Below are 21,500 nucleotides of genomic sequence, written 5' to 3'. Positions count from 1 at the left end.
TTTTACCCTAGATAAACGGCGATGACCTCTGGGTGACGCTGGACTTCCCTAGGGCCACCTTCAGCAATTTTGCGTCCATGATCAAGGACGACCACCTCATCGGCCAGATTCATGGTCATGTTCATATCGTGTTCGACCATGAAGATGGTCACCCCCGAGCGACGGATCTCAAGGATGTGGCGGGAGAGTTCTTCCTTTTCCCGACCGTCAAGCCCGGAGGCGGCTTCATCAAGGAGGAGGATCTTCGGATCTGTGGCCAGGGCCCGGGCAATCTCTACGAAACGCTGGAGCCCAAAGGGCAGGTTGCTGACTAACTCCTGGGCCCTTTCGGCCAGACCGAAGCGCTCTAGTATCTCCAAAGCCTTTTTCCTGGCCGCCTTTTCCCTCTGCCACCAGGAAGGGATCCTAAAGACAGCTCCCCAAGTACTCACCCCGGCCCTCAGATATAGACCAATAAGGATGTTCTCTAAGACCGTCATGTTACTGAAGAGCTCCAGATTCTGGAAGGTGCGGGCAATGCCTCGCCGAGCTATCTCGTGGGGCGGAAGTCCAACTATAGACTGGCCTTCAAAGATGATCTCCCCGGCATCAGGACGATAGTGGCCTGTGATGAGATTAAAGGTCGTCGTCTTACCACTACCATTAGGCCCGATAAGGGCCTTTATCTGGCCAGGATAAAGATCAAAATCTACCCCGGCAACAGCCATAAGCCCTCCAAAGGCCTTTTCGAGCCCACGAACAGAGAGGATTACCTTGCTGGCCACAAACTCCTCCCTCTAATCATAGAAAGTAGGCCCCGAATAAGGCCTTCGGGCATGAAAATCATGACCAAGACCAAAATAAGTCCGAAAACTATGACATCGTAGTCCTCAAAAATGACCAAGATCTCCGGAAGCATGGTCAGCAGGGCAGCCCCGGCCAAGGCTCCCCAAAGGTTAGCCATACCGCCAATGACCACCATGGTGACCAGTTTGATAGAAAAAATAAAGCCAAAGGAGGCCGGAGAAATAAAAGTTACGAAATGGGCGTAGAGAATGCCTGCCAAGGCGGCCAAAACAGCACTCAAGACAAAGACGATCACCTTAAGCTTCATTGTGTCCACTCCCATGGCTTCGGCTGCGGCTTCGCTGGTGTGGATGGCTAAGAGGGAACGACCTAGGGGAGAATCGATAAGATTGACGGAAAAGAAGCAAATTAGAGTAAGAAGAGACCAAACCAAAAGAAAGTATTCTACTGACCGGGTAAACTCATGGCCAAAGAGGCGGAAGAGGGGAATTCCTACCAACCCTGAAGGGCCCCCGGTAAGATCAATCATCTCCTTAAAAAACACGTGGACGATAATTCCAAAACCAAGGGTGGCCATAGCCAGATAATGGCCCTTAAGTCTTAGGGTGGTTCTGGCAAGGACGAAGGCCACCAAGGCCGGGAAGGCGAGGGCGGCTATCCAGGCCAGGGGAGGGCTTATCCCGTAGGTGGCTGTGAGGATCCCGGCAGTATAGGCTCCCAGACCATAAAAGGCGGCGTGGCCTAGAGAGACTTGACCAGCGTAGCCCATAAGGAGAGAGAGACCGACAACGATGATTCCATTTATGCCTACTATTACCAGGACGTTGAGATGATAATCGTTTCGGACCAGCAGAGGGACCAATAGGGTAAAAATGAGCAGCCCCAAGACTCCAAGATGATGACGATTCAGCCCAGGAATCAAAGCTTTTTGACCTCCTTAGGACCGAATAGCCCTTTGGGCCTGATAAGAAGGACAATGATAAGAATGAAGAAGGCCACGGCGTCCTTGTAGGCGGAGGAAATGAGGCCCGCGGCCAGGGACTCCAGGGTTCCCAGAAGAAAACCGCCTAGCACTGAGCCAAAGCCGCTTCCCAGTCCTCCCAACACAGCGGCACAAAATCCCTTAAGCCCAAGCATGGTCCCCATGTCATAGGTGGCAAAGGTGATTGGAGAGATGACCATACCGGCAATGGCTGAGGTGGCCGCACTTAGCCCAAAAGATATAAAGACCAGCGGAGAGACGTTTATACCAATTAGGCTAGCGGCCTTCTGATTTACAGCACAGGCCCTCATGGCCTTACCCATGATGGTGGTTTGGAAGAACCACTGGACAACAGCTACAGCCACCAGACCCACCCCCAGGATCCAAAGGCCCTGAGGAACGATGGTGGCCCCGAGGATGAAGATCGGTTTTTCTCCAGTGAAAGGGGGCACGGGCAGAGGATCCTTGCCCCAGATGAACATGGCCATCCCTTTTAAGAGGATGGAGACCCCGATAGTAATAATGATTAGTACTAGAGGATTGGCTCCTCGGGCCGGCCTTATGGCCAGACGCTCCATAATAAGGCCGACCCCAGCGACAACCAACATCGTGACCAGGAAGGCCACAGGTAAGGGTAGGGGGGTGTGCTGGCAAAGGGTAGCCAGGATCATGGCCCCCAACATGACAAATTCGCCCTGGGCGAAGTTTATTACCTCCGTGGCGTTAAAGATAATAGTAAAGCCCAAGGCTATCAGGGCGTAGATAGCCCCATTGGTGAGTCCTGAAAACAGATATTGAAGAAGTTCAGTCATGAGAATTACGGCCCCGAAACCTGGTGCCGGAGTATGCCATAGGGATTGGAAGGGATCAAGAAAGGGGGAGCTCCACTCCCCCCTTTCTTGAGAGGCTAGTCTTTTAGGAGTTCCCAGTTACCGTTTTTGATTATCACCATGACAAAGGCCTCTTTTTCGTCAAGGCCGTTGTGATCCTGGGGAGACATATTGAAAATGCCGTGGATGCCCACAAAACCCTTGATATTTTCCAGGGCCTTTCTGATCTTTACCCGATCGCCCCCAGCTACCTTAAGGGCTTCTTTGAGGAGTCCAAAGGCATCGTAGGCATGGCCTCCAAAGGCCGAAGGTTCCTGACCATAACGGGCTTTATATTTAGCAATATAGTCCAAAAGGATGGGCTTCTGAGGGTCTGAGTCGGGGAGTTTGTCGGCCACCAAAATCTTGCCTGCCGGCAGGATAATGCCTTCGGCAGCCGAGCCGGCCAGCTCGATAAATTTCTTGGAGGCCACTCCATGACTCATGTAGAGGGGAACGTTGAAGCCTAGTTGGCGCATGTTTTTGGCCACAATGGCCGGGCCAGGGTTAGTCCCCCAGCAGATGACGGCTTGGGGGTTGAGAGACCTTATGCGAGTAAGTTGAGGAGTCATATCCACGTCTTTGGGGCCATAGATTTCGTCGGCAACTAATTCAATACCGTAGTCTGGGGCCAGTCTTTTAAGCTCCACTCGACCACTTTGACCAAAACCGGTAGAGACCGTGATAATGGCCACTCGAGTGAGCCCTTTTTTCTTCAGATGGTTATAGATGCGCTTTACGGCCATACGGTCTGTCTGCGGGGTCTTGAAAACCCAGGGTTTTACAGGCTCGGTGATTTTGACCCCAGCGGCACAGGAAATAAGGGGAACCTTATAACGTTCTGCAAAGGGAACTACAGCCAGGGTGGTTCCAGTTCGGCTGGGACCTATTATGGCCAGTACCTTATCCCTGGTCATGAGCTTTGTGGCCTTCTTGACAGCGTTTTTTTCCATCCCCTCGGTATCATAGATAATGACTTCTATGGGGTGGCCATTGATCCCCCCGGCTTTATTGACTTCTTCGACCAGCATCTCTAGGGTGTTCCTCTCTGGTTCCCCGATAAAAGAAGTGGGGCCGGTGATGGAAAAGAGCGCTCCAATTCGATAAGGCTCAGTAGCCTGCCCCTGGCTCCCCAAGGTCAGGAGAAAAAAGAGTGCCAGAAGGAAAAGTTTCTTCATAAGTCCCTCCTTTAAATAGATTCTAAAATTGCCGGGATGATAGCCTTCAAGGCGCTTTTATGTCAACGAAAAGGCCTTTAGGGGAGCGGACTCAAGTGATATCCTGAATTAAAGCCTTGACCAGAAGGAGGGCGGATCGTGGCTGAAGGGAGAAGAACCTTGGAGCCAGCTGCTGAAAGGTTTTCTCCCTCAGCTATTCCGGCGCCCATACTGAGAAGCCTCAGAATGATTCTCAAGGAAGAGGTGGCTCCAGAGGAGATGGTCAGCCGTTTTATTCAAGTGGCTGTCTGGTGTCTGAGATCAGGCGACCATCCTTTAAAACTAGGCATCTTCGAGCGTAGGAGGCAATTTCTGGCTCATGGGTGACCACTATTAAAGTCAGGTTCCACTCGTGGTTCATGGCCACAAAAAGATCCATAATCTCTTGGCTGGTCTTACTATCGAGGTTACCCGTAGGCTCATCAGCCAGAAGGAGGGCTGGGCGGTTGACTATGGCCCGGGCAATAGCCACCCGTTGTTGTTGGCCACCGGAGAGTTGGCCAGGGAGGCGAAAGGCTAGTTCAGCCAGACCTACAGCCTCAAGGGCCGATAGGGCCCGGGCTTGTCTGGCTCGGGAAGAAAGCCCTGCATATATCAAAGGAAGTTCTACATTTTCAAGTATACTCTGGCGGGGCAATAGATTGAAATGCTGAAAGACAAAGCCGATCTCCTGATTGCGAATCCTGGCCAGCTTATCCCTGGAGAGCCTGGAAACTTCAAGTCCCCTAAGGAAATATTGCCCCGAGCTAGGACGGTCAAGACAGCCTAGAATATACATTAAGGTGGATTTTCCAGATCCAGAAGGACCCATAATGGCTACCATCTCTCTGGGAGCAATGGAAAAACTGACCCCTTGCAGGGCTGGAATCTCTATCTCCCCTAGGCGGTATATCTTGCTCAAATCTTTGACCCTAACAATTGCTTCTGCCACGTATTAAAACCTTAGCCGTCGGTGAAGAGGGCGTCTTTTGTTTTTTGCTTTTTTTATCGATTGAATCACAACTTGATCTCCAACCTTAAGATTACCATTTAAGACCTTGAGGATTTCTGTATAGCGATCGTCAGAAAGACCAATTTTGATTACAACTGGCTTCAAACCCGAGGGGCCGAGTTTCCAGACTACAGATCCCTCCCGGCTAAGAGGAGCTGTAAGTCCTTCCGGACGGAAGTGGAGGGCTGCGTTGGGCAGGCGAAGGGCGTTTTCCTTTTTCTGGACTACAATAGAAACATTGGCGGTCATCCCCGGCCGGAGTTTGAGCTCAGGGTTGTCTACGAGGATGATTACCTCATAGGTAACTACGTTTTGGATTATTTTGGGAGCATAGCGAATCTGGGAGATAATACCTTGAAAGACTTCATCAGGATAGGCGTCTACTGTAAAGTTGGCCTGAAGCCCCTCTTTGAGCTGGCCAATATCGGCCTCGTCAATATCTGCTTGGACCTGCATGCGTGTAAGATCCTGGGCAATAACGAAAAGGCTTGGGGCCTGGAGACTGGCCACCACTGTCTGGCCGACGTCAACGTCACGGGAGATGACAATGCCGTCTACTGGTGAGGTGATAATTGTATAACTGAGGTTAGCCCGGGCCCTATCAAAGGCGGCCTTGGTCTCCAAGACCCGGGCTTTGGCTATTTTGACCTTGGCTTGGGCGGCCACAAGATCCCTATAGGCCCGATCAAGGTCGGCCTGGGAGATAAAATCCTTTTGGAGTAGAGTCTTTTGTCTTTGATAATTTCTTTCGGCCTCAAATAAAGTGGCTTGGGCCCCCTGGAGATCAGCAAGGGCGGCTTGGTGGGCAGCCTCGGTCCTTTTTACCTCGGCCTCAAAAAGGGCTGGATCAATGCGGGCAATGACCTCTCCCTTTCTCACTCGGCTGTTAAAATCAACATAGATCTCTTTTATGGTTCCCGTAACCTGGCTTCCAACTCTTACTAAGGTTACGGGGTTAACAGTGCCAGTGGCCGTTACCCGGACGACTATTGGGCCTTGGTCCACCTCTGCGGTCTGAAAACGTTTCTTCTCTGGCTCACTGTCGAGGAAGATGATCAGGGCCGCTAAGCTTGCAACCAACAAGACAGTTACTACGCTCTTTTTCATCTTTGGCCTTTTTGTTTTTCCGGTGCTGGCCGCACCGGGCAGGTTCCCGGTCAGGTGTGGGCATCGTAGGCGAAAAGGATCCGTTCCTCAAGGAGTCGGCGCTTAGGAGGCAAGGAAACGGGATCATATTTATCCAGGATCTTTTTAAGCTCTGTCCGAGAGGGGATGGTTTCCCAACCGTAGGCCAGGGCCTTCTTTTTCAAAGGATCAAGAACAGCGGCCTCATGGGCTGAGGCCTGGATGGCCAGAGGGATGATGTGGTCAGGCTCCAGGATCCTGGCTGCGGCAATCGTTCCTCGTTCCCGACTGACCACAGATCCAGGACCACAACGAATAATCATGGCTGGCTTTCCACTGATCCTTACCAAGAGATCAATTCGGGCTGTAAGGATCTTGTCTCCAAGGCGGATTTCAAGATCGACATTGGGTACAAAATCTTCCTTCTGGTAGCCCTTTTCCTTTACCAGAAAACGAAGAAGCTTCTGTTTGATCCTTTCCCGATCAAGATCAGGGACGGTCTTTCCAGTTAGAAAATCGACTATCTCTCCGGTTGGCCCCAAGCAACAATCACATTCGGACATAGCTCTTTCCTTTCAGGCAGAAAATAGCCGCCTCGGTGGCTTTAGGCAACATGACAGGAGAAATGTCCGATAAGATATATTATGTAAAATTAAGGTAAGATAAGAAGTAAGACTTCCGGGTCGTGGATCTTGTCTTTTCTTTCCGTCTAAACTAAGGGTGAAGTCCGGGATTAATTTTGAGGTCCCTAGTAGTCCTCTGGGCTATAGCCTTCTTCTGAGGAGCGATGGATATCGACCATTTTCATACCGCCAGGATATTCTTTGCTCTCATAGCGGACAATGCGGCCGATCTTCCTGGTGATGCTAGCGATCCTGAGGGCCTGCTCTTTGATAATCGAGAGCGGATTATACAGGGGGTGATTTTCGTCAAGTTCCATGAGGATGAGCTCGATTTTGCCAAGGATTATTTGCAATGGCTGGTTTAGTTCATGGGAGGCTGCTCCGGCCATCTCCAGAATCCCCTCAAGTCTGATTCTCTCCTGCTTTTCTCGTTGAAAGTCTTTTATCCGGAAGGCGACCCTGATCCTGGCAATGAGCTCTTCGTAATTTATAGGCTTCCTCAGAAAATCGTCAGCCCCGGCCTCAAGGGCATAAACCTTACCTTCCTTGGTATCAAGAGAGGTCACCACAATAAGGTAGGTATCTTTGAATTGGTCATCCTCTCGGACCTGACGACAGAACTCTATTCCATCCATCCCCGGCATCATCCAATCTACTACTACTACCGGGGGTTGAAATTGACGCAGGAGCGAAAGACCCTCCAGAGCCCCAGTGGCCGTAATAGATCTATAGCCAGCCGCCGAGAGCCTCTTCTCGAATACCTTAAGAAGCATTTCATCGTCATCGATAATGAGAACTAACTTTTCAGAGATACCCTTAGAATTGTTTTGGGCCATATTATTGGAATCCATTTTTTGACGATTAATGGCTGTGTTATGAATAATCTTTAAGATAGTTTTCTCCATCTAGATAATCATCAGGTTTAGATAGCCAGTTTTATAAGCTTAGAATCGAAAAAAAACAGGGAAACATTTAATAGTTAAGATAATTTCACAAGGGCCAAGATAATTATCCCCGCCCCCTCGTCAAGGACTGCCTTGGGAACTTCGGCAGAAAGTGAGTCTCCGGGTGGTCTCAAGAGGCCGGAAAAGGCTGCCCTGAGGCCTAAGTGATTCTTTCGGGCCATAGATAAGACCTCTTGGGGGTGATAAAAGTGGGCCAAGCTATAAAGGGGGTGCCCTTGAGATGCCTTTTTCTCATACCACCTTCCCCAGGAGGAGACTTTGTTAATGAAGGCCAGGCGAAGTTCCCCCCCCACCCTAAGTACCCGGGCCATCTCCTTGAATGATTGTTCTTCCCGTTCAAAAAAGCAGAGACTAAAGAGACAAAAAATGGTCTTTAGGACTCCGTCTTTAAAAGGAAGGGCCTCGGCCTGGCCGCAGACGACCCTTACTCCTCGATCTCTGGCCTTTTTGAGCATGGAGAATGCCGGATCAAGTCCTAGGCCAATCTTCAAGGGGCTGGCAAAACGGCCCGTTCCCACCCCAACCTCTAGGGACGGTTCCAGATGGGGGCCAAGAAGGCTTAAGGCCTTCAGCTCGAGCTGATAAAGAGGATTATCCTCATACCAGGCATCGTAGGCCTCTGCTGTAGCCTCAAAGGCTTGAGAGACTTGGCGATAGGAGATCATGGCTCATCGAGGACAGGGTCTTAATCTTTCAAGCTCCAGGACTCTCCCTTTCACCTTTTCGGCTATTTCGATAAAAATCTTCCCAATAAGACCTTGGGGGTCAAGGGCAGCAGGTCTGCCTTTATCTCCCCCTTCTCTTACGTGAGGCTCGAGGGGAATTTTTCCCAGAAAAGGCACCCTCAGCCGGGAGGCCATCTTCTCTCCACCGCCCTCACCAAAGATGTCTACCTTCTCTTCGCTGCCATCAGGACGCACTAAACGCAAGTAAGACATGTTCTCGACAAGGCCGATAATAGGAACCTTAAGATCCTCGAACATGCCCACACACCGGGCCACGTCTGAAAGAGCTACTCTTTGTGGTGTGGTCACAATTATAGCCCCCCTGAGAGGAAAGGACTGAGCCACGGTAAGAGGGGCATCTCCTGTGCCCGGGGGGAGATCGATGAAGAGAAAATCCAGGACTCCCCAAGCTACATGGGCCGCAAACTCTTTTAAGGCCTTCATGATTAGAGGGCCGCGCCAGATGATAGGCTGTCCCTCAGGGGCCAAAAGCCCCATAGAAACTATCTTAACACCGTATCTTTCCGGTGGCACCAGCATGCCATCCCGACTAAGGGGTCTCTCCCCCTCAAGACCCATGAGAATATGTACATCCGGGCCGTGGATATCTGCGTCAAGTAGACCTATTTTCAGGCCCTTTTGGGCCATGGCTACCGCCAAATTGACAGCCACCGTGGTCTTCCCCACCCCCCCTTTGCCGCTGGCCACAGCGACAATATGTCGGACATCCCTTATCCCCTGAGGCTCTTCCTCCGAAGGGCGGCCAAAGATCCTTTCTCTTTCTTCAGGGCTCATGGCGGTAAGCTCAACTTCCACCTCCCCTACCCCTTCAAGGGAGGCTATGGCCGAGCGAACCTCTTCACGGATCTGGTTTTTCAGGGGGCATCCAGCAATAGTCAAAGCTACGACAACCTTGACCTTGTCTCCCTCTAGGGTTATGTCCCTGATCATCTCCAGATCAACCAAGCTGCGTCCAAGCTCCGGATCCTTAACGGTTTTTAGCTTCTCGATAATTCTTTCCTTGCTGATCATCTACTTCTCCTCTCTTAGGTGCTATAAAGCCCCTTTTGGACCGCCTCTAACGCCTCCTTAACCGTTGGCCACCTTCCAGTAAAGATTTTTATGCCCAACCGTTTGAGAACCTCTGTGGCCTTGGGGCCAATCCGGGCACCAACCACAACTTTGGCCCCTTGTTCGGCTATCATGGTGGCCACCTTGATTCCAGACCCCTGAGCTTCAAAATAAGGATTGTCCAGGGTTTCAAACTCCCCGGTTTCTGGATCATAAAAGATAAAATAGGCGGCCCTCCCAAAACCCCCATCCATGGGGGCTGAAAGTCCTTTTCCCCGGGCTGCAAAGCAGATTTTCACCTCAGTCTCCTCACTTTTTGTGACTCATTTAAAACAAAGAAGATTAAAAGTAAAGAAGTTTTACAAGTATATTTTTCATGTGAAACAAAAGGTCGTTTCAGTTGGATTTGGCTGAGAGGGCCTTTTTCTTTTTTATGGCGTAGGTTGAAGCCTCCAGGCCAGCTATACATCCTTCTCCTAAGGCCTTGGCCACTTGGAATGGAGGGCCACAGATGTCACCGGCAGCATAGATCCCAGCTACATTAGTCTCTTGTTGGCGATTGGTGGTAATGTAGGTGAACTTTTCAGGATCAAGCATGACTCCTAAGGTGGCGGCCAGTTCCATGGCCCCTTTGGCCCCTAGCTCGATAAAAAGTCCGTCAAGCTTAAGTAGGGAGCCATCATCCAGGATGACTCCTTCAAGGCTCTCCTGGCCTTTGAATTCCTTGACCCACCGGCCCAACAAAAGCTCTACATCACTGTCTCGAAGCTCTTTTTCCAGCTCCGGAGCCACTTTGAGTTCTTTGGCTATCAGATAGACCCGAGAAGCATACTTAAGGAGGGTAAGTGCTCCAGAGACAGCGGCACTACCGTCGCCAACCACGGCCACTGTGGCCCCTCGATAAAAATTGGCATCGCAGTCCACACAATAACTGACCCCCTTACCAATAAATTCCTTTTCTTTTTTAAGCCCCAAACCCTTGCGGCTGACGCCAGTGGCAAATATAAGGGTTAAGCCGTAAAATTTACGGCCGCTTTCAGTCTCAATCAGGAAGATATCCCCCTCTTGGGTCGTTTTGACTACATCTTCAGCGACAACTTCAGCTCCAAAGTGACGGGCCTGCTCCAGACCAATGGCCAGAAGCTCGTCACCGCTTCTTTTTCCCGCCAAAAAACAGAGATTCTCCAGATGGGCCCGGTAAAGGGCACTGGCCTCGGGGCGACCCAAAAGGGCTACCCGGATCTTTTTCCGAGCGGCGTGAATGCCAGCCTGAAGTCCAGCCGGACCAACGCCAATAATAAGGACCTCATAGAGATCAGTCTCCTTCATTCTTGCCCTCCTCGGGAAAATGCACTTCTTCCACCCCTTCAGGGCTAGTAGATATCCGATAGTTCTCATCCAGCCAGCTTCCAAGATCGATAAGTTTACACCTCTCGGAGCAAAACGGACGGAAGGGATTACCCTCCCAGGGAGCCCGTTTTCCGCAGATTGGACAGCGAACCTTGTGGACCTTTAGGCTACAACCCATATAGTTCGATCCATCAGCCCGAAGATCACCTTTGTAGAGGTACTGCCCAGAATCATCTCCTTAAATCCCCCCTGACCCCGCCGTCCTAAGGCTACAGTGCCGTAGTTTCCCTTTTGGGCTTCATGGATGATGTCCCCGGCTACATTGGTGCTCCCAGTCTTAATCTTTACTCTGATCTGCCCTTCAGAAAACCGGCCTTCCTCTAGGATCTTTCTGGCCTCCTCAAAAAAACTCCTCGCTCTCTCCTCTTCTTTTTTGATGATCAATTCTTCAATCTCTGCCAAGAGCACTTCTTCTTCGTGGGCCATAAAGGGACGGAAGGAGGGGATTACGTGATAAAGAGTGATTTCGGCCTCCTGATCTCCAGCCAGGATAAAACCTACATGATCAATGACTTTTAGGCAATCCTCGCAGAGGTCAACGGCCAAAAGATAACGGCGGTTGATTACCTGGCCGTCTATTAGCCACACAGGGACATCACTCTGGGCCTGGATTAGTTTGTAGGAGACGCTTCCCATAAAGGAGGCCGCCATTCGAGAAAGACCGCGCCTGCCGACGGCAATGGCGTCATATTTGCCAACTCTGGCTTCAAACAAAAGATCCTTGGCTATATCCGAACGCTGAACCATGGCCTTAGTGTGAATCCTCTCAAGGGAAAGGCCCCTTGAGACCAGGAACTCTTTGCCCCTAGTGACTATATCTTGGGCTAGGCTGAAGTGTTTGGCCCCTATTTCTTCGACCAGCTTCCAACGTTTTACCTCATGGATGGCAGGATGGGCCTGACGAAGATGAGAAGGTACAGGAGGAGCAATAGAAATGAGGGTTATTTCAAAGTCTTCTCGACGAGCAAAGATTTCGCTTAAATAGACAAGGACTCGTTTGGCATTGGCAGAGCCATCAATAGCTACGAGAATATGTCGGGAAAGTTCATCAGTCATAAATTCAAGTATAGGTAACCTCTGCCAACAAGACAAGAGCTATTGTAACTATTAACAACAATTGACAGGATATCTCCATCTGTTACAAGCTCCCTATGGAAGGAACTCTTACCATCTTCCTTTCTCCCCATCGGCCGGAGTTTTTGCCTTTTATCGAGAGTCTTCTTGATGGTAAGGACCTAGTTATCCTTGAAGAGCCATCAAATCCCGCCTTGAAAGATTACTTTGGCGATCGTCTCGATCTTGAGGCTCTAGTCGAAGACCTTGAAGCCGGTTTCCCTGTATACACCAAACGGCTTTCTCAGACCTTGAAGGGGATCTGGCAGAGAGGGACCAAGATCTGCCAGATAGAGCCTTACTTCGAAGGTCTATTTGAGATCCAGTCTCTTATAGAAGAAGGGCTTTCTCCTCAGGAGATCCTCGTTCTGGCTCCTAAGTTAAAAGATATATATGAGACTGAACATCAAGCTACTGAGGCCCTGCTTAACTTCTATGCCGTCTTAGGAGGAAACTTTGAGACCATGGTTTCAAGGGTTAAGGAGTTTGCCAGGACTGATGCCCTTAGGATTCGCTTGCGGGATCGACTCCGGGCCCGGGCCATCTCTGCTCTTCTTAAGGTCTGCCGGCCTAAAGCGGTCTTTGTGGAGGCTGGCTATATCCATGGCTGTCTCTCTTATTTTTTAGCCTCCCAGATCAGAGATCTTAAATATAGACTTTATTCAGAAAATCTCCTTCTTAAGGGCACCCGGAGTTTGAAACAAATATATCCAAAGATTCCGGACTCCTTTCTTCCCGCGCCTGGAGACGGACTTACTGCTTCTTACCTCTTCGGGACTAACTCCGAGAAACGGGATCTCCTTGCGGCTCGGAGCCTGGTTTACATAAAGCTAATCGCCAAAGAGGAGCTCCTTCCCTCCAATGACAACCCCTTCCCCCATCTCCTCGATGAAACTCGCTGGAAGATGTTTGTCTCCAGACTTTCATATAGGCAATGTGCCCAACTTATGGCCCGGATTCGGTTCTTAGGAACACTAGAGGCCAGAGAGATAGCCTTAAAGGAGGCCCAAAGGTTAGACATAAAGGTCGACGATCTGCCCCCGCTTCTTTGAGATTACAACCAGAGCCTGGGCGTCGTAGAGTATGGGACCTTGCTTCGAAGGCCCTGAAGAGGTCCTCCTGTCCGTCTTCTGAGCTTGGTAACCGAGATTATTTTTCTCGGCCTTAAGATAACTTAGCTCAGAAGTGATGGAAAAATTGACACTTTCGACTCGCATTGTTTAAAGTCTTTGCCGACTTAACCGATAAAAGAAATGAGGACAGGGCCATGAATATATTCAATAATCACATACAGCATGTTATTCGCACCTACGGACGCCAGATGGGACGCGGCTTTCAGGCCTTGCGCCGTTCTGATTCTGCACCTAAACTAGACTTGGTTACCATCACCCCCGAGGGGAAAAGGCGTCAACTTCTTGACAGGTTGACCAATCAGATCATGGAACGCCTCCTTAAGGGAGGAGGAGAAATCCCTCAAGAGGCCCTAAACGAGGTGGCCCTTCAAGAGGGATTAGATGTAGTTTCAGGAAAAATTAAAGACGGAAAATTCATTTTCCGATTATACCATCCTGAACAAGGGGAGGTCATCAAAGAACTTGATCCTGAACAAATGGCCGAGGTGGCTAAGAGAATAGCTGGTCGAAAGTTAAAAGAGTTAGAGGAGAAGAAGATATGAAAATCGTAGATTTGTATCAAAGGTTAGGGCAGACAAATCCCTTGGAGCAGAGTCGTCAGGCTCAGGAAACCAATCAAGCCGCGGTCCAAAAGAACCGAGAGGCTCAAGGCCAGCCCCCACAAGGAGATCGGGTGGATATCTCTCAGACATCCAAAGACATCAAAAAAGTCCAGGCTGTTCTGGAAAACACCCCGGATGTTCGGGTTGATAAAGTTCGAGCCATTAAGGAACAGATAGAAGCAGGAACGTATCAGGTGGATTCCAAAAAGGTCGCCCAGGCCATGTTAACCGATCTACTCAAGGACCTAGGCTAACCCCCTGCCCTCCTAGAGACGAGAGGGGATCTTTTTCTTCCCCTCTCGTTTTTTTTCTTTTAAACGACTTTTTCGTTGGGGTAAATCTTTATGGAAGTGGATGGAGGGCACGGCGGGATTCGAACCCACGACCTCTGGCTCCGGAGGCCAACGCTCTGTCCTACTGAGCTACGTGCCCTCTAAACAAGCATTTTTAATTAACCACCTCTTTAAATCTTGTCAATCTTGGCCCACACTAGCCTTAATTTCCCGTTTGGGTTGGTATTTTTTCATGATGTAGGGGATAAGCCCTCCTTCTTTAAGGAGATTGCGCATAAATTTTGGAATCGGCTGGCATCTGTAGGTCCTGTTCTTAGTCAGGTTGCGAATCTCTCCGGCTTCAGCGTCTATCTCTATCTCGTCCCCGGCCTCGATATCTTCTGCTGCCTCGAGGCTTTCAAAGATGGGAAGCCCCATATTGAAGGCATTGCGGTAGAATATGCGGGCAAAACTTTTGGCGATCACACAGGAGACGCCCGCAGCCTTAATGGCAATGGGAGCATGCTCTCTGGAAGATCCGCAACCAAAATTGGTTCCAGCGACAATAATATCTCCCGGACGCACCTTCTGGGCAAAGTCAGGATCGGCGTCTTCCATGCAGTGTTTGGCCAACTCTGCTGGATCAGAAGTATTTAGATATCTGGCCGGGATGATGACGTCGGTGTCGATATTATCTCCAAACTTAAAGACACGGCCCCGAAATTTCATCTTGACCTCCTATTCCTTAAGTCCCAATTCTTCAGGGCTGGCAATGTATCCTAGAATAGCACTGGCAGCGGCTACTGCTGGGCTGGCCAGATAGACCTCGCTTTCAGGATGACCCATACGACCAACAAAATTTCGATTGGTAGTCGCCAGAGCCCTTTCGCCTCTGGCCAATATACCCATGTGGCCTCCCAGACAGGGGCCACATGTAGGGGGACCAACCACGGCTCCAGCCTCCATAAAAATACGGAGATAGCCTCGTCTTAGGGCCTCAGACCAGACCAGAGGGGTAGCCGGGATAATAATCAATCTCAAATTGGGATTGACCTTACGGCCCTTAAGGATTTTGGCGGCTATGGCCAGATCCTCCAGCCGTCCGTTGGTACAGGAACCGATAAAAACCTGATCAAGATCAATATGGCCAACTTGAGATATAGGCCTGGTGTTTGAGGGAAGGTGTGGAAAAGCTACCTGGGGCTCTATTTGGGAGACATCGTAGTCTCTTTCCTCGAAATAACGGGCCTTTTTGTCGCTTTTAAAGATCCGAAAATCCCTTTTGGCCCGACGGCGGACCCAGTTAAGGGTGATCCGGTCAGGTTCAATAAGTCCAGCCTTACCCCCGGCCTCAATGGCCATATTGCTCATGGCAAAGCGATCGGCCATGGGAAGTCGGCGGATGACCTCTCCGGTAAACTCCATAACTTTATAAAGGGCCCCGTCGACTCCAATATCTCCGATGGTGTGAAGGATGAGATCCTTACCGGTGACCCAAGGACGAAGCCTCCCATGATAGACAAACTTTATGCTCTCCGGCACCTTAAACCAAGTCTTACCCGAGATCCAGGTGGCTGCCAGATCTGTGGAGCCCACACCGGTAGCAAAGGCCCCTAGAGCCCCATAGGTACAGGTGTGAGAATCGGCCCCAATGACTACATCGCCTGGCAGGACGAGCCCTTTTTCTGGCAGGAGCACATGTTCAATCCCCATACGTCCACCATCATAGTGGTGGACTATTCCCTGTTGGCGGGCAAAATCCCGAAGCATCTTGGCCTGTTCAGCGCTTTTGATATCCTTGTTGGGAACAAAATGGTCTGCCACTAGGGCGATCTTTTCCCGGTCAAAGACCCGGACCACCCCGGTCTCTTTGAAGACTCTGATGGCTATAGGGGCGGTGATATCGTTGCCTAGGGCCAGATCAACATCCACCTCTATGAGTTCTCCCGGTTCAACCCAGTCTCGGCCAGCATGACTAGCCAGGATCTTTTCAGCAATAGTCATCGGTTTGGGCATAACTTTCCTCCTGCTAGACTTTTGCCGAACACATCCCCTGGGCCTTGAGGCGTTCGGCCTTCTTCTTGAGACGTTCCAATCGATTAAGGGCATTGAGATAGGCCTTGGCTGAGGCCACAATGATATCGGAGTCTGCCCCCTGTCCCATAACCACCTGACCAGCCTCTTCCAGGCGCACCGTAACCTCCCCCTGAGCATCCGTGCCACCGGTAATGGAGGTCACAGAAAATTTAAGCAACCGGCTGGTGGTTCCGGTAATTTGGGCCAGGACATTGTAGGTTGCATCAATGGGGCCAACCCCAAAGCCAGCCAGGCGTTTTAGGCCTTCTCCTTCGATGGAGACCTCAACGGTAGCTGTTGGGATAGTCGTAGTTCCGGAGATTACGTTGAGATATTTAAGTTCAAACCTATCCGGCAGGCGAAAGACCTCATCGGCCACAATGGCCTCAATATCTTCGTCAAAGATCTCTTGTTTCTTATCCGCAAGTTCTTTGAATCTTCTAAAGACCCGCTCAAGTTCTTCCTCAGCCAAGCGATAGCCCAGATCTTCCAGCTTGGCCTTCAAAGCGTGGCGCCCAGAGTGTTTGCCAAGGACAATGGCACTTTTAGTCCAGCCTACGTCCTCTGGACGCATGATTTCATAGGTGCTTCGTTCCTTGAGGACCCCATCTTGGTGGATGCCAGATTCATGGGCAAAGGCATTGGCTCCGACCACGGCCTTGTTTGCCTGGACGACCATTCCCGTAAGATGGCTCACCATCCGACTGGTGGGTACAATCTGCCGGGTATCAATGTCGGTATGATAGGGAAAGACATCGTGGCGGGTCCTGAGGATCATGACGATTTCTTCCATAGCAGCATTTCCGGCCCGCTCTCCGATCCCATTGACAGTGCATTCTATTTGTCTGGCTCCGGCCCGGATAGCAGCTACCGAGTTGGCTACTGCCAAGCCAAGATCATTGTGGCAGTGGACACTGATAATAGCCTTGTCGATATTGGAGACGTTTTCTACTAGGTAGGAGATGATTCTCTCGTACTCATGGGGGACGGTGTAGCCCACTGTGTCTGGAATATTGATCACCTTGGCCCCGGCAGCAATCACGGCCTCCACCACCTGGGCCAGGTAGGACAACTCGCTTCGGGTGGCGTCTTCAGCCGAAAACTCCACATTTGGGGTTAGAGAAGCCGCATACTTGACAGCCTCAACAGCCAGTTCCAAAACTTGATCTCTGCTCTTGCGGAGTTTGTGTTTCAGATGAATGTCACTGGTAGCAATGAACGTATGAATTCGAGGTGAGGCTGCCCCCTTTATGGCCTCCCAGGCAACGTCAATATCTTTTTTGTTGGCCCGGGCCAAGGCTGCCACCTCAAGGCCCCGAACCTCATCGGCAATCCGTTTAACCCCTTCAAAGTCACCAGGAGAGGCCACAGGGAAACCGGCCTCAATAACGTCGACCCGCAGACGTTCAAGCTGTTGGGCAATACGAAGCTTTTCTTCTACATTCAGGGAAACCCCTGGTGATTGTTCACCGTCCCTCAAGGTGGTGTCAAAAATATAGACTCTTTCAGACATGATCAGTCTCCTTCAAAGAATTTAGAATAATTTTAATTTAGGTGTGGCCCTCAGACAAGCCAAGGAAATACTCAGGGGGCCAAGGCGGATTCCTCTTTGCCCCTTAAAAGCCGGGATAGCAATAAGAGAGGACCAGAAAGGACGTAGGCGATTCCTAGAAAAAAAAGGGTCACCTGGGGTTCGGTAGCCACGACAATAAAAAGGAGGACAAAGGCCACCAGGGTGTAGAAAGGCCGTCTTTGGAGAAAACCCATGGTTTTGAAACTATAGTAGCGAATATTACTGACCATCAAATAGGAGAGCAAATAGATCATTACCAGGACAGAGAGGTGTTTTATCGGGCCAGTAGTCCCGAGATAATGGGAAAAAAGAACAGTAGTGGCCACCATCCCGGCAGCTGCTGGACTGGGCAGGCCAATAAAATATCTTCGGCTGCCACCACTTTGGATATTGAAGCGGGCCAGCCTCAGAGCAGTAGTGGCTACATAGAGAAAGGCCGCCAACCAGCCAAACCTCCCATAAGGCTTAAGGGCCCAGAGAAAGGCCAAAATTGCCGGAGCCACACCAAAAGATACCAGATCTGACAAGGAATCATACTCTGTTCCGAACCGGGAGACGGTGTGGGTGGCTCGGGCTACCCGCCCGTCGAGGATATCGAAGATGGCCGCACAAATGATGGCTATTGCCGAACGGATAAAATCTCCACTTATGGCCGCAATAAGGGCGTAGAAACCCGAAAAAAGGCTGGCAGTAGTAAAAAGACTTGGCAGGAGAAAGATCCCCCTTTTGGCCGCAGGCTCGTGATGTTTGTGATGATAGCGATCCCTGTTACCCATGTTCTTCTTTTAGCCTCTATAAGGGAGATAGGCAACCGGGGTCTCTCCAGCCTTCACCCGATCTCCTTTTTTTACCAAAATTTCGGCCCGGGGCGAAAAATATAGATCAAGGCGAGATCCTAAGCGGATCATACCAAAACGTTCTCCAACCCTAAGACTTTCTCCGGCCTTTGTCCACCGGACAATCCTGCGGGCCAGTATCCCAGCCACCTGGACAGTAAGGATTTGCTCGCCATCGGAACGTTCCTGGAGGAGAAAGGCCCGTTCGTTTACCTGGCTGGCCTGGGGTTTGTTGGCTGGCAGAAAACGGCCCTGATGGTGGCTATAGGAAAGAACTTTTCCTGTAGTTGGGGCCCGGTTGATATGAACGTCAAAAACAGTCATAAAGATGCTCAGTTTCTGGGCATAATCTTTAAGGACTTCAGGCTCATAGGCCCTGGTAAGTTGAATAATCCGTCCGTCGGCCGGGGCAATAATAAAGGCTGGATCTCGAGGAGGATACCGGGGAGGGTCCCTAAAAAAATAGGCCATAAAAATAGAGCCGGCCGAAGAAGCCAAAGAGAGCCTCTTCTGGCCGAGTCTCCAGGCCCCCAGAGCCCCCAGCAAAAAAGCCCCCACGAATGGAAGCCCCTCTCGGTTTATCTTGGTCTTAAAAAACATGGTCTCTTTTTAAAGAATCCCAGACGGAGAGCAAACTAAAAAGGCGGCTTTAAGCCGCCTTTTCGCCCCCCTTTAAGAAGAATTATTTTTTTCCCTTGAGCCAGGGCATCATGGCCCTCAACTTGGCCCCTACCTCCTCCAGCTGATGTTCTGCTTCCTTTCTCCTTAAGGCCTTCATTACTGGACGATTGGCCTGATTCTCAAGGATCCACTCCCGGGCAAACTTTCCAGATTGAATCTCTTCCAAAATGCGTTTCATCTCCGCTTTAACCGAATCGGTAATGATTCTCGGGCCTCGCGTAAGATCTCCATATTCGGCGGTGTCACTAATCGAATAGCGCATAAAAGCTAAACCACCCTCATAGATGAGGTCTACAATAAGCTTCAACTCATGACAGCATTCAAAATAGGCGATCTCCGGCTGATAGCCAGCCTCAACCAGGGTCTCGAATCCGGCCTTAATTAAGGCTGAAACCCCGCCGCAAAGGACACACTGCTCTCCGAAAAGATCGGTCTCGGTTTCTTCTCGAAAGGTCGTCTCGATAACCCCTGCCCTGGCCGAACCAATCCCCTTGGCATAGGCCAGAGCCCGCTCTAGGGCCTTGCCAGTAGCATCTTGGTAAACAGCTACCAGAGCCGGAACCCCTGCTCCCCGCTCATATTCCCGACGGACTAGATGACCAGGGCCCTTGGGAGCAACCATGGTCACATCTATATCCTCAGGGGGAACAATCTGACCAAAGTGAATGTTAAAGCCGTGGGCGAACATGAGCATTTTACCCGGTTTGAGATTCGGCCTAATGGCCTCTTCATAGAGGGCAGGTTGGACCTGATCGGGCACCAGAACCATGATCACTTCTGCAGCCGCACAGGCCTCAGCTGCAGAGACCGGCTTAAAACCAGCAGCCACCGCCCTTTCGTAGTTTTTGGAGCCCGGCCTCTGACCAACAACAACCTCAAGGCCACTGTCGCGTAGGTTTTGGGCGTGGGCATGGCCCTGACTCCCAAACCCGAGAACAGCTATTTTTTGCCCCTCAAGGAGAGTTAGATCGGCGTCCTGTTCGTAATATATCTTCATGATAAAACCCCTTTGTTAAAGAGTCTTTTTCTCCCTTTGCATGGCAATAATGCCTGTCCGAACGATTTCTTTAATCCCAATGGGACGCAAGAGTTCGATGACAGCCTTGAGTTTTGACTCCGGCCCAGTCACTTCCAGGGTATAGGTCTTAGGGCTGACGTCGACTACTTTACAGCGAAAGATGTCACACATCCTCAGGACCTCGGCTCGGGTGTTCTTTTCGGCCCGAACCTTAATAAGGGCCATCTCCCGTTCCACAAACTCCCCCTCTTCGGTCACATCAACCACCCGATAGACATCTATAAGACGTCGGAGTTGTTTGATAATCTGTTCGATGATCATATCGTCACCATGGGTGACAAGGGTGAGATGGGAGAGAGTAGGATCCAGGGTTTCGGCTACACAAAGGCTGTCGATATTAAACCCCCGCCCACTAAAAAGTCCGGTTATCCTTGAGAGGGCCCCCGGAGTATTCTCCACCAAAACCGACAAAGTATGCTTCTTTTCCATGCCCCGCTCCTTCTAAACCAGAATCATTTCCGTGGTGGCCTTTCCGGCCGGAACCATAGGGAAGACGCCTTCCTCTGGGGCGATGATAAAATCAAGGATCACCAAGGAATTGATCTCCAAGGCCTTCTTAAGGGCCGGTTCAACATCGTCTGGGTGGGTAATCTTCATTCCTGTAGCCCCATAGGCCTCGGCCAGTTTTACAAAATCCGGCACCAGCTGAAAGGCCGTGGCCGAATAACGACGCTCGTAAAAAAGTTCTTGCCACTGCCTGACCATTCCCAAGAAACCATTATTTAGGATGACGATCTTTATAGGCAGACGCTGTTCCATGGCTGTAGCCATCTCCTGGATATTCATCTGGATGGAGCCATCACCAGCCACATCAATGACTAACCTATCCGGTCTGGCGAATTGGGCTCCAATGGCGGCCGGGAATCCGTAGCCCATGGTTCCCAGGCCACCTGAAGAAAGAAGAGTTCGTGGTTCATCAAACTTATAGAACTGAGCAGTCCACATCTGGTTTTGGCCGACCTCTGTGGTAATAACAGCCCGGCCTTTGGTGAGTTCGTAGAGCTTTTCGATGACAAACTGGGGCTTTATAACACCTTCTTCCTGTTTATAAGATAGAGGATAACGACGGCGCCAGAGATCGATCTGCTCCCACCACTCCTTAAACTGCTCCTTCCAGACCTTGGCAGGCCGATCTACTTCTTTGACGATCTCTAGAAGTTTTTCGATGGCCAAGCGGCAATCTCCGACAATAGGGACATCCACCTTAACGTTTTTCTGGATGGAGGTAGGATCAATATCGATGTGGATGATCTTTGCCATTGGAGCAAAGGCATCTACCTTTCCTGTCACCCGGTCATCGAATCGAGCCCCGACGGCCAAGATGAGATCGCTATTGGCCACCGCCATGTTGGCATAATAGGTACCGTGCATC

At 50.5% G+C, this 21,500-nt stretch carries 25 protein-coding genes and 1 tRNA gene; 3 read left to right on the top strand and 23 right to left on the bottom strand.

Features of this window, described 5'->3' with window-relative positions; all coding sequences use genetic code 11:
* Positions 1-2 precede the first annotated feature (2 nt).
* From ACXJJX_RS05430 to ACXJJX_RS05365, 14 genes are all read right to left on the bottom strand, one after another.
* Complete coding sequence (locus tag ACXJJX_RS05430) at positions 3-764, bottom strand: ABC transporter ATP-binding protein (RefSeq protein ID WP_456432953.1); 762 nt, start codon at positions 762-764, stop codon at positions 3-5.
* Positions 749-1,708 (bottom strand): branched-chain amino acid ABC transporter permease, encoded by a 960-nt coding sequence (locus ACXJJX_RS05425; RefSeq protein WP_456432951.1) that lies wholly within the window; start codon positions 1,706-1,708, stop codon positions 749-751. Before ACXJJX_RS05425 ends, ACXJJX_RS05430 begins: the two co-directional genes overlap by 16 nt.
* On the bottom strand, positions 1,705-2,580 hold the full coding sequence (locus ACXJJX_RS05420) for a branched-chain amino acid ABC transporter permease (RefSeq protein ID WP_456432949.1): 876 nt from the start codon (positions 2,578-2,580) through the stop codon (positions 1,705-1,707). The genes ACXJJX_RS05425 and ACXJJX_RS05420 overlap by 4 nt, the downstream gene beginning before the upstream one ends.
* Before the next feature lie 95 nt (positions 2,581-2,675).
* Positions 2,676-3,815: an ABC transporter substrate-binding protein gene (locus ACXJJX_RS05415; protein WP_456432947.1), complete on the bottom strand. Its 1,140-nt coding sequence runs from the start codon at positions 3,813-3,815 to the stop codon at positions 2,676-2,678.
* 271 nt (positions 3,816-4,086) lie between these two features.
* On the bottom strand, positions 4,087-4,755 hold the full coding sequence (locus ACXJJX_RS05410) for an ABC transporter ATP-binding protein (protein WP_456432945.1): 669 nt from the start codon (positions 4,753-4,755) through the stop codon (positions 4,087-4,089).
* A 33-nt stretch (positions 4,756-4,788) separates the two neighbouring features.
* Positions 4,789-5,952, bottom strand: coding sequence for an efflux RND transporter periplasmic adaptor subunit (locus ACXJJX_RS05405; RefSeq protein WP_456432943.1), 1,164 nt, complete (start codon positions 5,950-5,952; stop codon positions 4,789-4,791).
* 50 nt (positions 5,953-6,002) lie between these two features.
* Positions 6,003-6,533, bottom strand: a complete 531-nt coding sequence (locus ACXJJX_RS05400) for a type I restriction enzyme HsdR N-terminal domain-containing protein (protein WP_456432941.1) — start codon at positions 6,531-6,533, stop codon at positions 6,003-6,005.
* A gap of 185 nt (positions 6,534-6,718) precedes the next feature.
* Positions 6,719-7,498 (bottom strand): response regulator, encoded by a 780-nt coding sequence (locus ACXJJX_RS05395; protein ID WP_456432939.1) that lies wholly within the window; start codon positions 7,496-7,498, stop codon positions 6,719-6,721.
* 74 nt (positions 7,499-7,572) lie between these two features.
* Complete coding sequence (locus ACXJJX_RS05390; RefSeq protein ID WP_456432938.1) at positions 7,573-8,223, bottom strand: class I SAM-dependent methyltransferase; 651 nt, start codon at positions 8,221-8,223, stop codon at positions 7,573-7,575.
* Positions 8,224-8,226: 3 nt separating this feature from the next.
* Positions 8,227-9,315 carry an Mrp/NBP35 family ATP-binding protein gene (locus ACXJJX_RS05385; RefSeq protein ID WP_456432937.1) on the bottom strand — a complete coding sequence of 363 codons (1,089 nt, stop codon included), beginning with the start codon at positions 9,313-9,315 and terminating at the stop codon, positions 8,227-8,229.
* Positions 9,316-9,329: 14 nt separating this feature from the next.
* On the bottom strand, positions 9,330-9,653 hold the full coding sequence (locus tag ACXJJX_RS05380) for a NifB/NifX family molybdenum-iron cluster-binding protein (protein WP_456432935.1): 324 nt from the start codon (positions 9,651-9,653) through the stop codon (positions 9,330-9,332).
* A gap of 97 nt (positions 9,654-9,750) precedes the next feature.
* Positions 9,751-10,683, bottom strand: coding sequence for an NAD(P)/FAD-dependent oxidoreductase (locus ACXJJX_RS05375; protein ID WP_456432933.1), 933 nt, complete (start codon positions 10,681-10,683; stop codon positions 9,751-9,753).
* Complete coding sequence (locus ACXJJX_RS05370) at positions 10,670-10,882, bottom strand: DNA gyrase inhibitor YacG (RefSeq protein ID WP_456432931.1); 213 nt, start codon at positions 10,880-10,882, stop codon at positions 10,670-10,672. The genes ACXJJX_RS05375 and ACXJJX_RS05370 overlap by 14 nt, the downstream gene beginning before the upstream one ends.
* Positions 10,867-11,820, bottom strand: a complete 954-nt coding sequence (locus tag ACXJJX_RS05365) for a universal stress protein (RefSeq protein ID WP_456432929.1) — start codon at positions 11,818-11,820, stop codon at positions 10,867-10,869. The genes ACXJJX_RS05370 and ACXJJX_RS05365 overlap by 16 nt, the downstream gene beginning before the upstream one ends.
* 95 nt (positions 11,821-11,915) lie before the next feature.
* Here ACXJJX_RS05365 and ACXJJX_RS05360 point away from each other — a divergent pair, with 95 nt between their 5' ends.
* From ACXJJX_RS05360 to flgM, 3 genes are all read left to right on the top strand, one after another.
* A complete protein-coding gene (locus tag ACXJJX_RS05360) occupies positions 11,916-12,929 on the top strand; it encodes a hypothetical protein (protein WP_456432927.1) in 1,014 nt (337 codons plus the stop codon).
* 215 nt (positions 12,930-13,144) lie between these two features.
* A complete protein-coding gene (locus ACXJJX_RS05355; protein ID WP_456432925.1) occupies positions 13,145-13,552 on the top strand; it encodes a DVU0524 family FlgM-associated protein in 408 nt (135 codons plus the stop codon).
* Positions 13,549-13,866, top strand: coding sequence for a flagellar biosynthesis anti-sigma factor FlgM (flgM, locus tag ACXJJX_RS05350; RefSeq protein ID WP_456432923.1), 318 nt, complete (start codon positions 13,549-13,551; stop codon positions 13,864-13,866). Before ACXJJX_RS05355 ends, flgM begins: the two co-directional genes overlap by 4 nt.
* A 101-nt stretch (positions 13,867-13,967) precedes the next feature.
* Here flgM and ACXJJX_RS05345 read toward each other — a convergent pair.
* From ACXJJX_RS05345 to ACXJJX_RS05305, 9 genes are all read right to left on the bottom strand, one after another.
* Positions 13,968-14,044: transfer RNA gene (locus tag ACXJJX_RS05345), tRNA-Arg, on the bottom strand.
* A 41-nt stretch (positions 14,045-14,085) separates the two neighbouring features.
* Positions 14,086-14,613, bottom strand: coding sequence for a 3-isopropylmalate dehydratase small subunit (leuD, locus tag ACXJJX_RS05340; protein WP_456432921.1), 528 nt, complete (start codon positions 14,611-14,613; stop codon positions 14,086-14,088).
* Positions 14,614-14,622: 9 nt separating this feature from the next.
* Positions 14,623-15,900 (bottom strand): 3-isopropylmalate dehydratase large subunit, encoded by a 1,278-nt coding sequence (gene leuC / locus ACXJJX_RS05335; RefSeq protein ID WP_456432919.1) that lies wholly within the window; start codon positions 15,898-15,900, stop codon positions 14,623-14,625.
* 13 nt (positions 15,901-15,913) lie between these two features.
* The gene (locus ACXJJX_RS05330; RefSeq protein ID WP_456432917.1) at positions 15,914-17,473 is read right to left on the bottom strand and encodes a 2-isopropylmalate synthase; all 1,560 of its coding nucleotides are present in this window, start codon (positions 17,471-17,473) and stop codon (positions 15,914-15,916) included.
* 71 nt (positions 17,474-17,544) lie between these two features.
* The gene (pssA, locus tag ACXJJX_RS05325; protein ID WP_456432915.1) at positions 17,545-18,309 is read right to left on the bottom strand and encodes a CDP-diacylglycerol--serine O-phosphatidyltransferase; all 765 of its coding nucleotides are present in this window, start codon (positions 18,307-18,309) and stop codon (positions 17,545-17,547) included.
* Positions 18,310-18,318: 9 nt separating this feature from the next.
* The gene (locus ACXJJX_RS05320) at positions 18,319-18,969 is read right to left on the bottom strand and encodes a phosphatidylserine decarboxylase (protein ID WP_456432913.1); all 651 of its coding nucleotides are present in this window, start codon (positions 18,967-18,969) and stop codon (positions 18,319-18,321) included.
* An 82-nt stretch (positions 18,970-19,051) separates the two neighbouring features.
* Entirely contained in the window at positions 19,052-20,047 is a 996-nt protein-coding gene (ilvC, locus tag ACXJJX_RS05315; RefSeq protein WP_456432911.1) for a ketol-acid reductoisomerase, read from the bottom strand.
* Positions 20,048-20,062: 15 nt separating this feature from the next.
* A complete protein-coding gene (gene ilvN, locus ACXJJX_RS05310; RefSeq protein WP_456432909.1) occupies positions 20,063-20,557 on the bottom strand; it encodes an acetolactate synthase small subunit in 495 nt (164 codons plus the stop codon).
* 12 nt (positions 20,558-20,569) lie between these two features.
* Positions 20,570-21,500: thiamine pyrophosphate-dependent enzyme (locus ACXJJX_RS05305; RefSeq protein WP_456432907.1), on the bottom strand; the 931-nt coding region annotated here is incomplete at its 5' end.

The sequence above is a fragment of the Thermosulfuriphilus sp. genome, assembly GCF_054026695.1.
The sequence above is the reverse complement of the archived record's forward strand: the minus strand, read 5'-3'. Positions and strand labels throughout refer to the sequence as shown.

What these genes read in the sequence shown, in the direction of transcription:
- ACXJJX_RS05420 (WP_456432949.1), bottom strand. Translation starts at nt 2,580, where the DNA reads ATGACTGAACTTCTTCAATATCTGTTTTCAGGACTCACCAATGGGGCT.
- ACXJJX_RS05415 (WP_456432947.1), bottom strand. Translation starts at nt 3,815, where the DNA reads ATGAAGAAACTTTTCCTTCTGGCACTCTTTTTTCTCCTGACCTTGGGG.
- ACXJJX_RS05405 (WP_456432943.1), bottom strand. Translation starts at nt 5,952, where the DNA reads ATGAAAAAGAGCGTAGTAACTGTCTTGTTGGTTGCAAGCTTAGCGGCC.
- ACXJJX_RS05400 (WP_456432941.1), bottom strand. Translation starts at nt 6,533, where the DNA reads ATGTCCGAATGTGATTGTTGCTTGGGGCCAACCGGAGAGATAGTCGAT.
- ACXJJX_RS05395 (WP_456432939.1), bottom strand. Translation starts at nt 7,498, where the DNA reads ATGGAGAAAACTATCTTAAAGATTATTCATAACACAGCCATTAATCGT.
- ACXJJX_RS05390 (WP_456432938.1), bottom strand. Translation starts at nt 8,223, where the DNA reads ATGATCTCCTATCGCCAAGTCTCTCAAGCCTTTGAGGCTACAGCAGAG.
- ACXJJX_RS05385 (WP_456432937.1), bottom strand. Translation starts at nt 9,315, where the DNA reads ATGATCAGCAAGGAAAGAATTATCGAGAAGCTAAAAACCGTTAAGGAT.
- ACXJJX_RS05375 (WP_456432933.1), bottom strand. Translation starts at nt 10,683, where the DNA reads ATGAAGGAGACTGATCTCTATGAGGTCCTTATTATTGGCGTTGGTCCG.
- ACXJJX_RS05370 (WP_456432931.1), bottom strand. Translation starts at nt 10,882, where the DNA reads ATGGGTTGTAGCCTAAAGGTCCACAAGGTTCGCTGTCCAATCTGCGGA.
- ACXJJX_RS05365 (WP_456432929.1), bottom strand. Translation starts at nt 11,820, where the DNA reads ATGACTGATGAACTTTCCCGACATATTCTCGTAGCTATTGATGGCTCT.
- ACXJJX_RS05360 (WP_456432927.1), top strand. Translation starts at nt 11,916, where the DNA reads ATGGAAGGAACTCTTACCATCTTCCTTTCTCCCCATCGGCCGGAGTTT.
- ACXJJX_RS05355 (WP_456432925.1), top strand. Translation starts at nt 13,145, where the DNA reads ATGAATATATTCAATAATCACATACAGCATGTTATTCGCACCTACGGA.
- flgM (WP_456432923.1), top strand. Translation starts at nt 13,549, where the DNA reads ATGAAAATCGTAGATTTGTATCAAAGGTTAGGGCAGACAAATCCCTTG.
- leuD (WP_456432921.1), bottom strand. Translation starts at nt 14,613, where the DNA reads ATGAAATTTCGGGGCCGTGTCTTTAAGTTTGGAGATAATATCGACACC.
- leuC (WP_456432919.1), bottom strand. Translation starts at nt 15,900, where the DNA reads ATGCCCAAACCGATGACTATTGCTGAAAAGATCCTGGCTAGTCATGCT.
- ACXJJX_RS05330 (WP_456432917.1), bottom strand. Translation starts at nt 17,473, where the DNA reads ATGTCTGAAAGAGTCTATATTTTTGACACCACCTTGAGGGACGGTGAA.
- pssA (WP_456432915.1), bottom strand. Translation starts at nt 18,309, where the DNA reads ATGGGTAACAGGGATCGCTATCATCACAAACATCACGAGCCTGCGGCC.
- ACXJJX_RS05320 (WP_456432913.1), bottom strand. Translation starts at nt 18,969, where the DNA reads ATGTTTTTTAAGACCAAGATAAACCGAGAGGGGCTTCCATTCGTGGGG.
- ilvC (WP_456432911.1), bottom strand. Translation starts at nt 20,047, where the DNA reads ATGAAGATATATTACGAACAGGACGCCGATCTAACTCTCCTTGAGGGG.
- ilvN (WP_456432909.1), bottom strand. Translation starts at nt 20,557, where the DNA reads ATGGAAAAGAAGCATACTTTGTCGGTTTTGGTGGAGAATACTCCGGGG.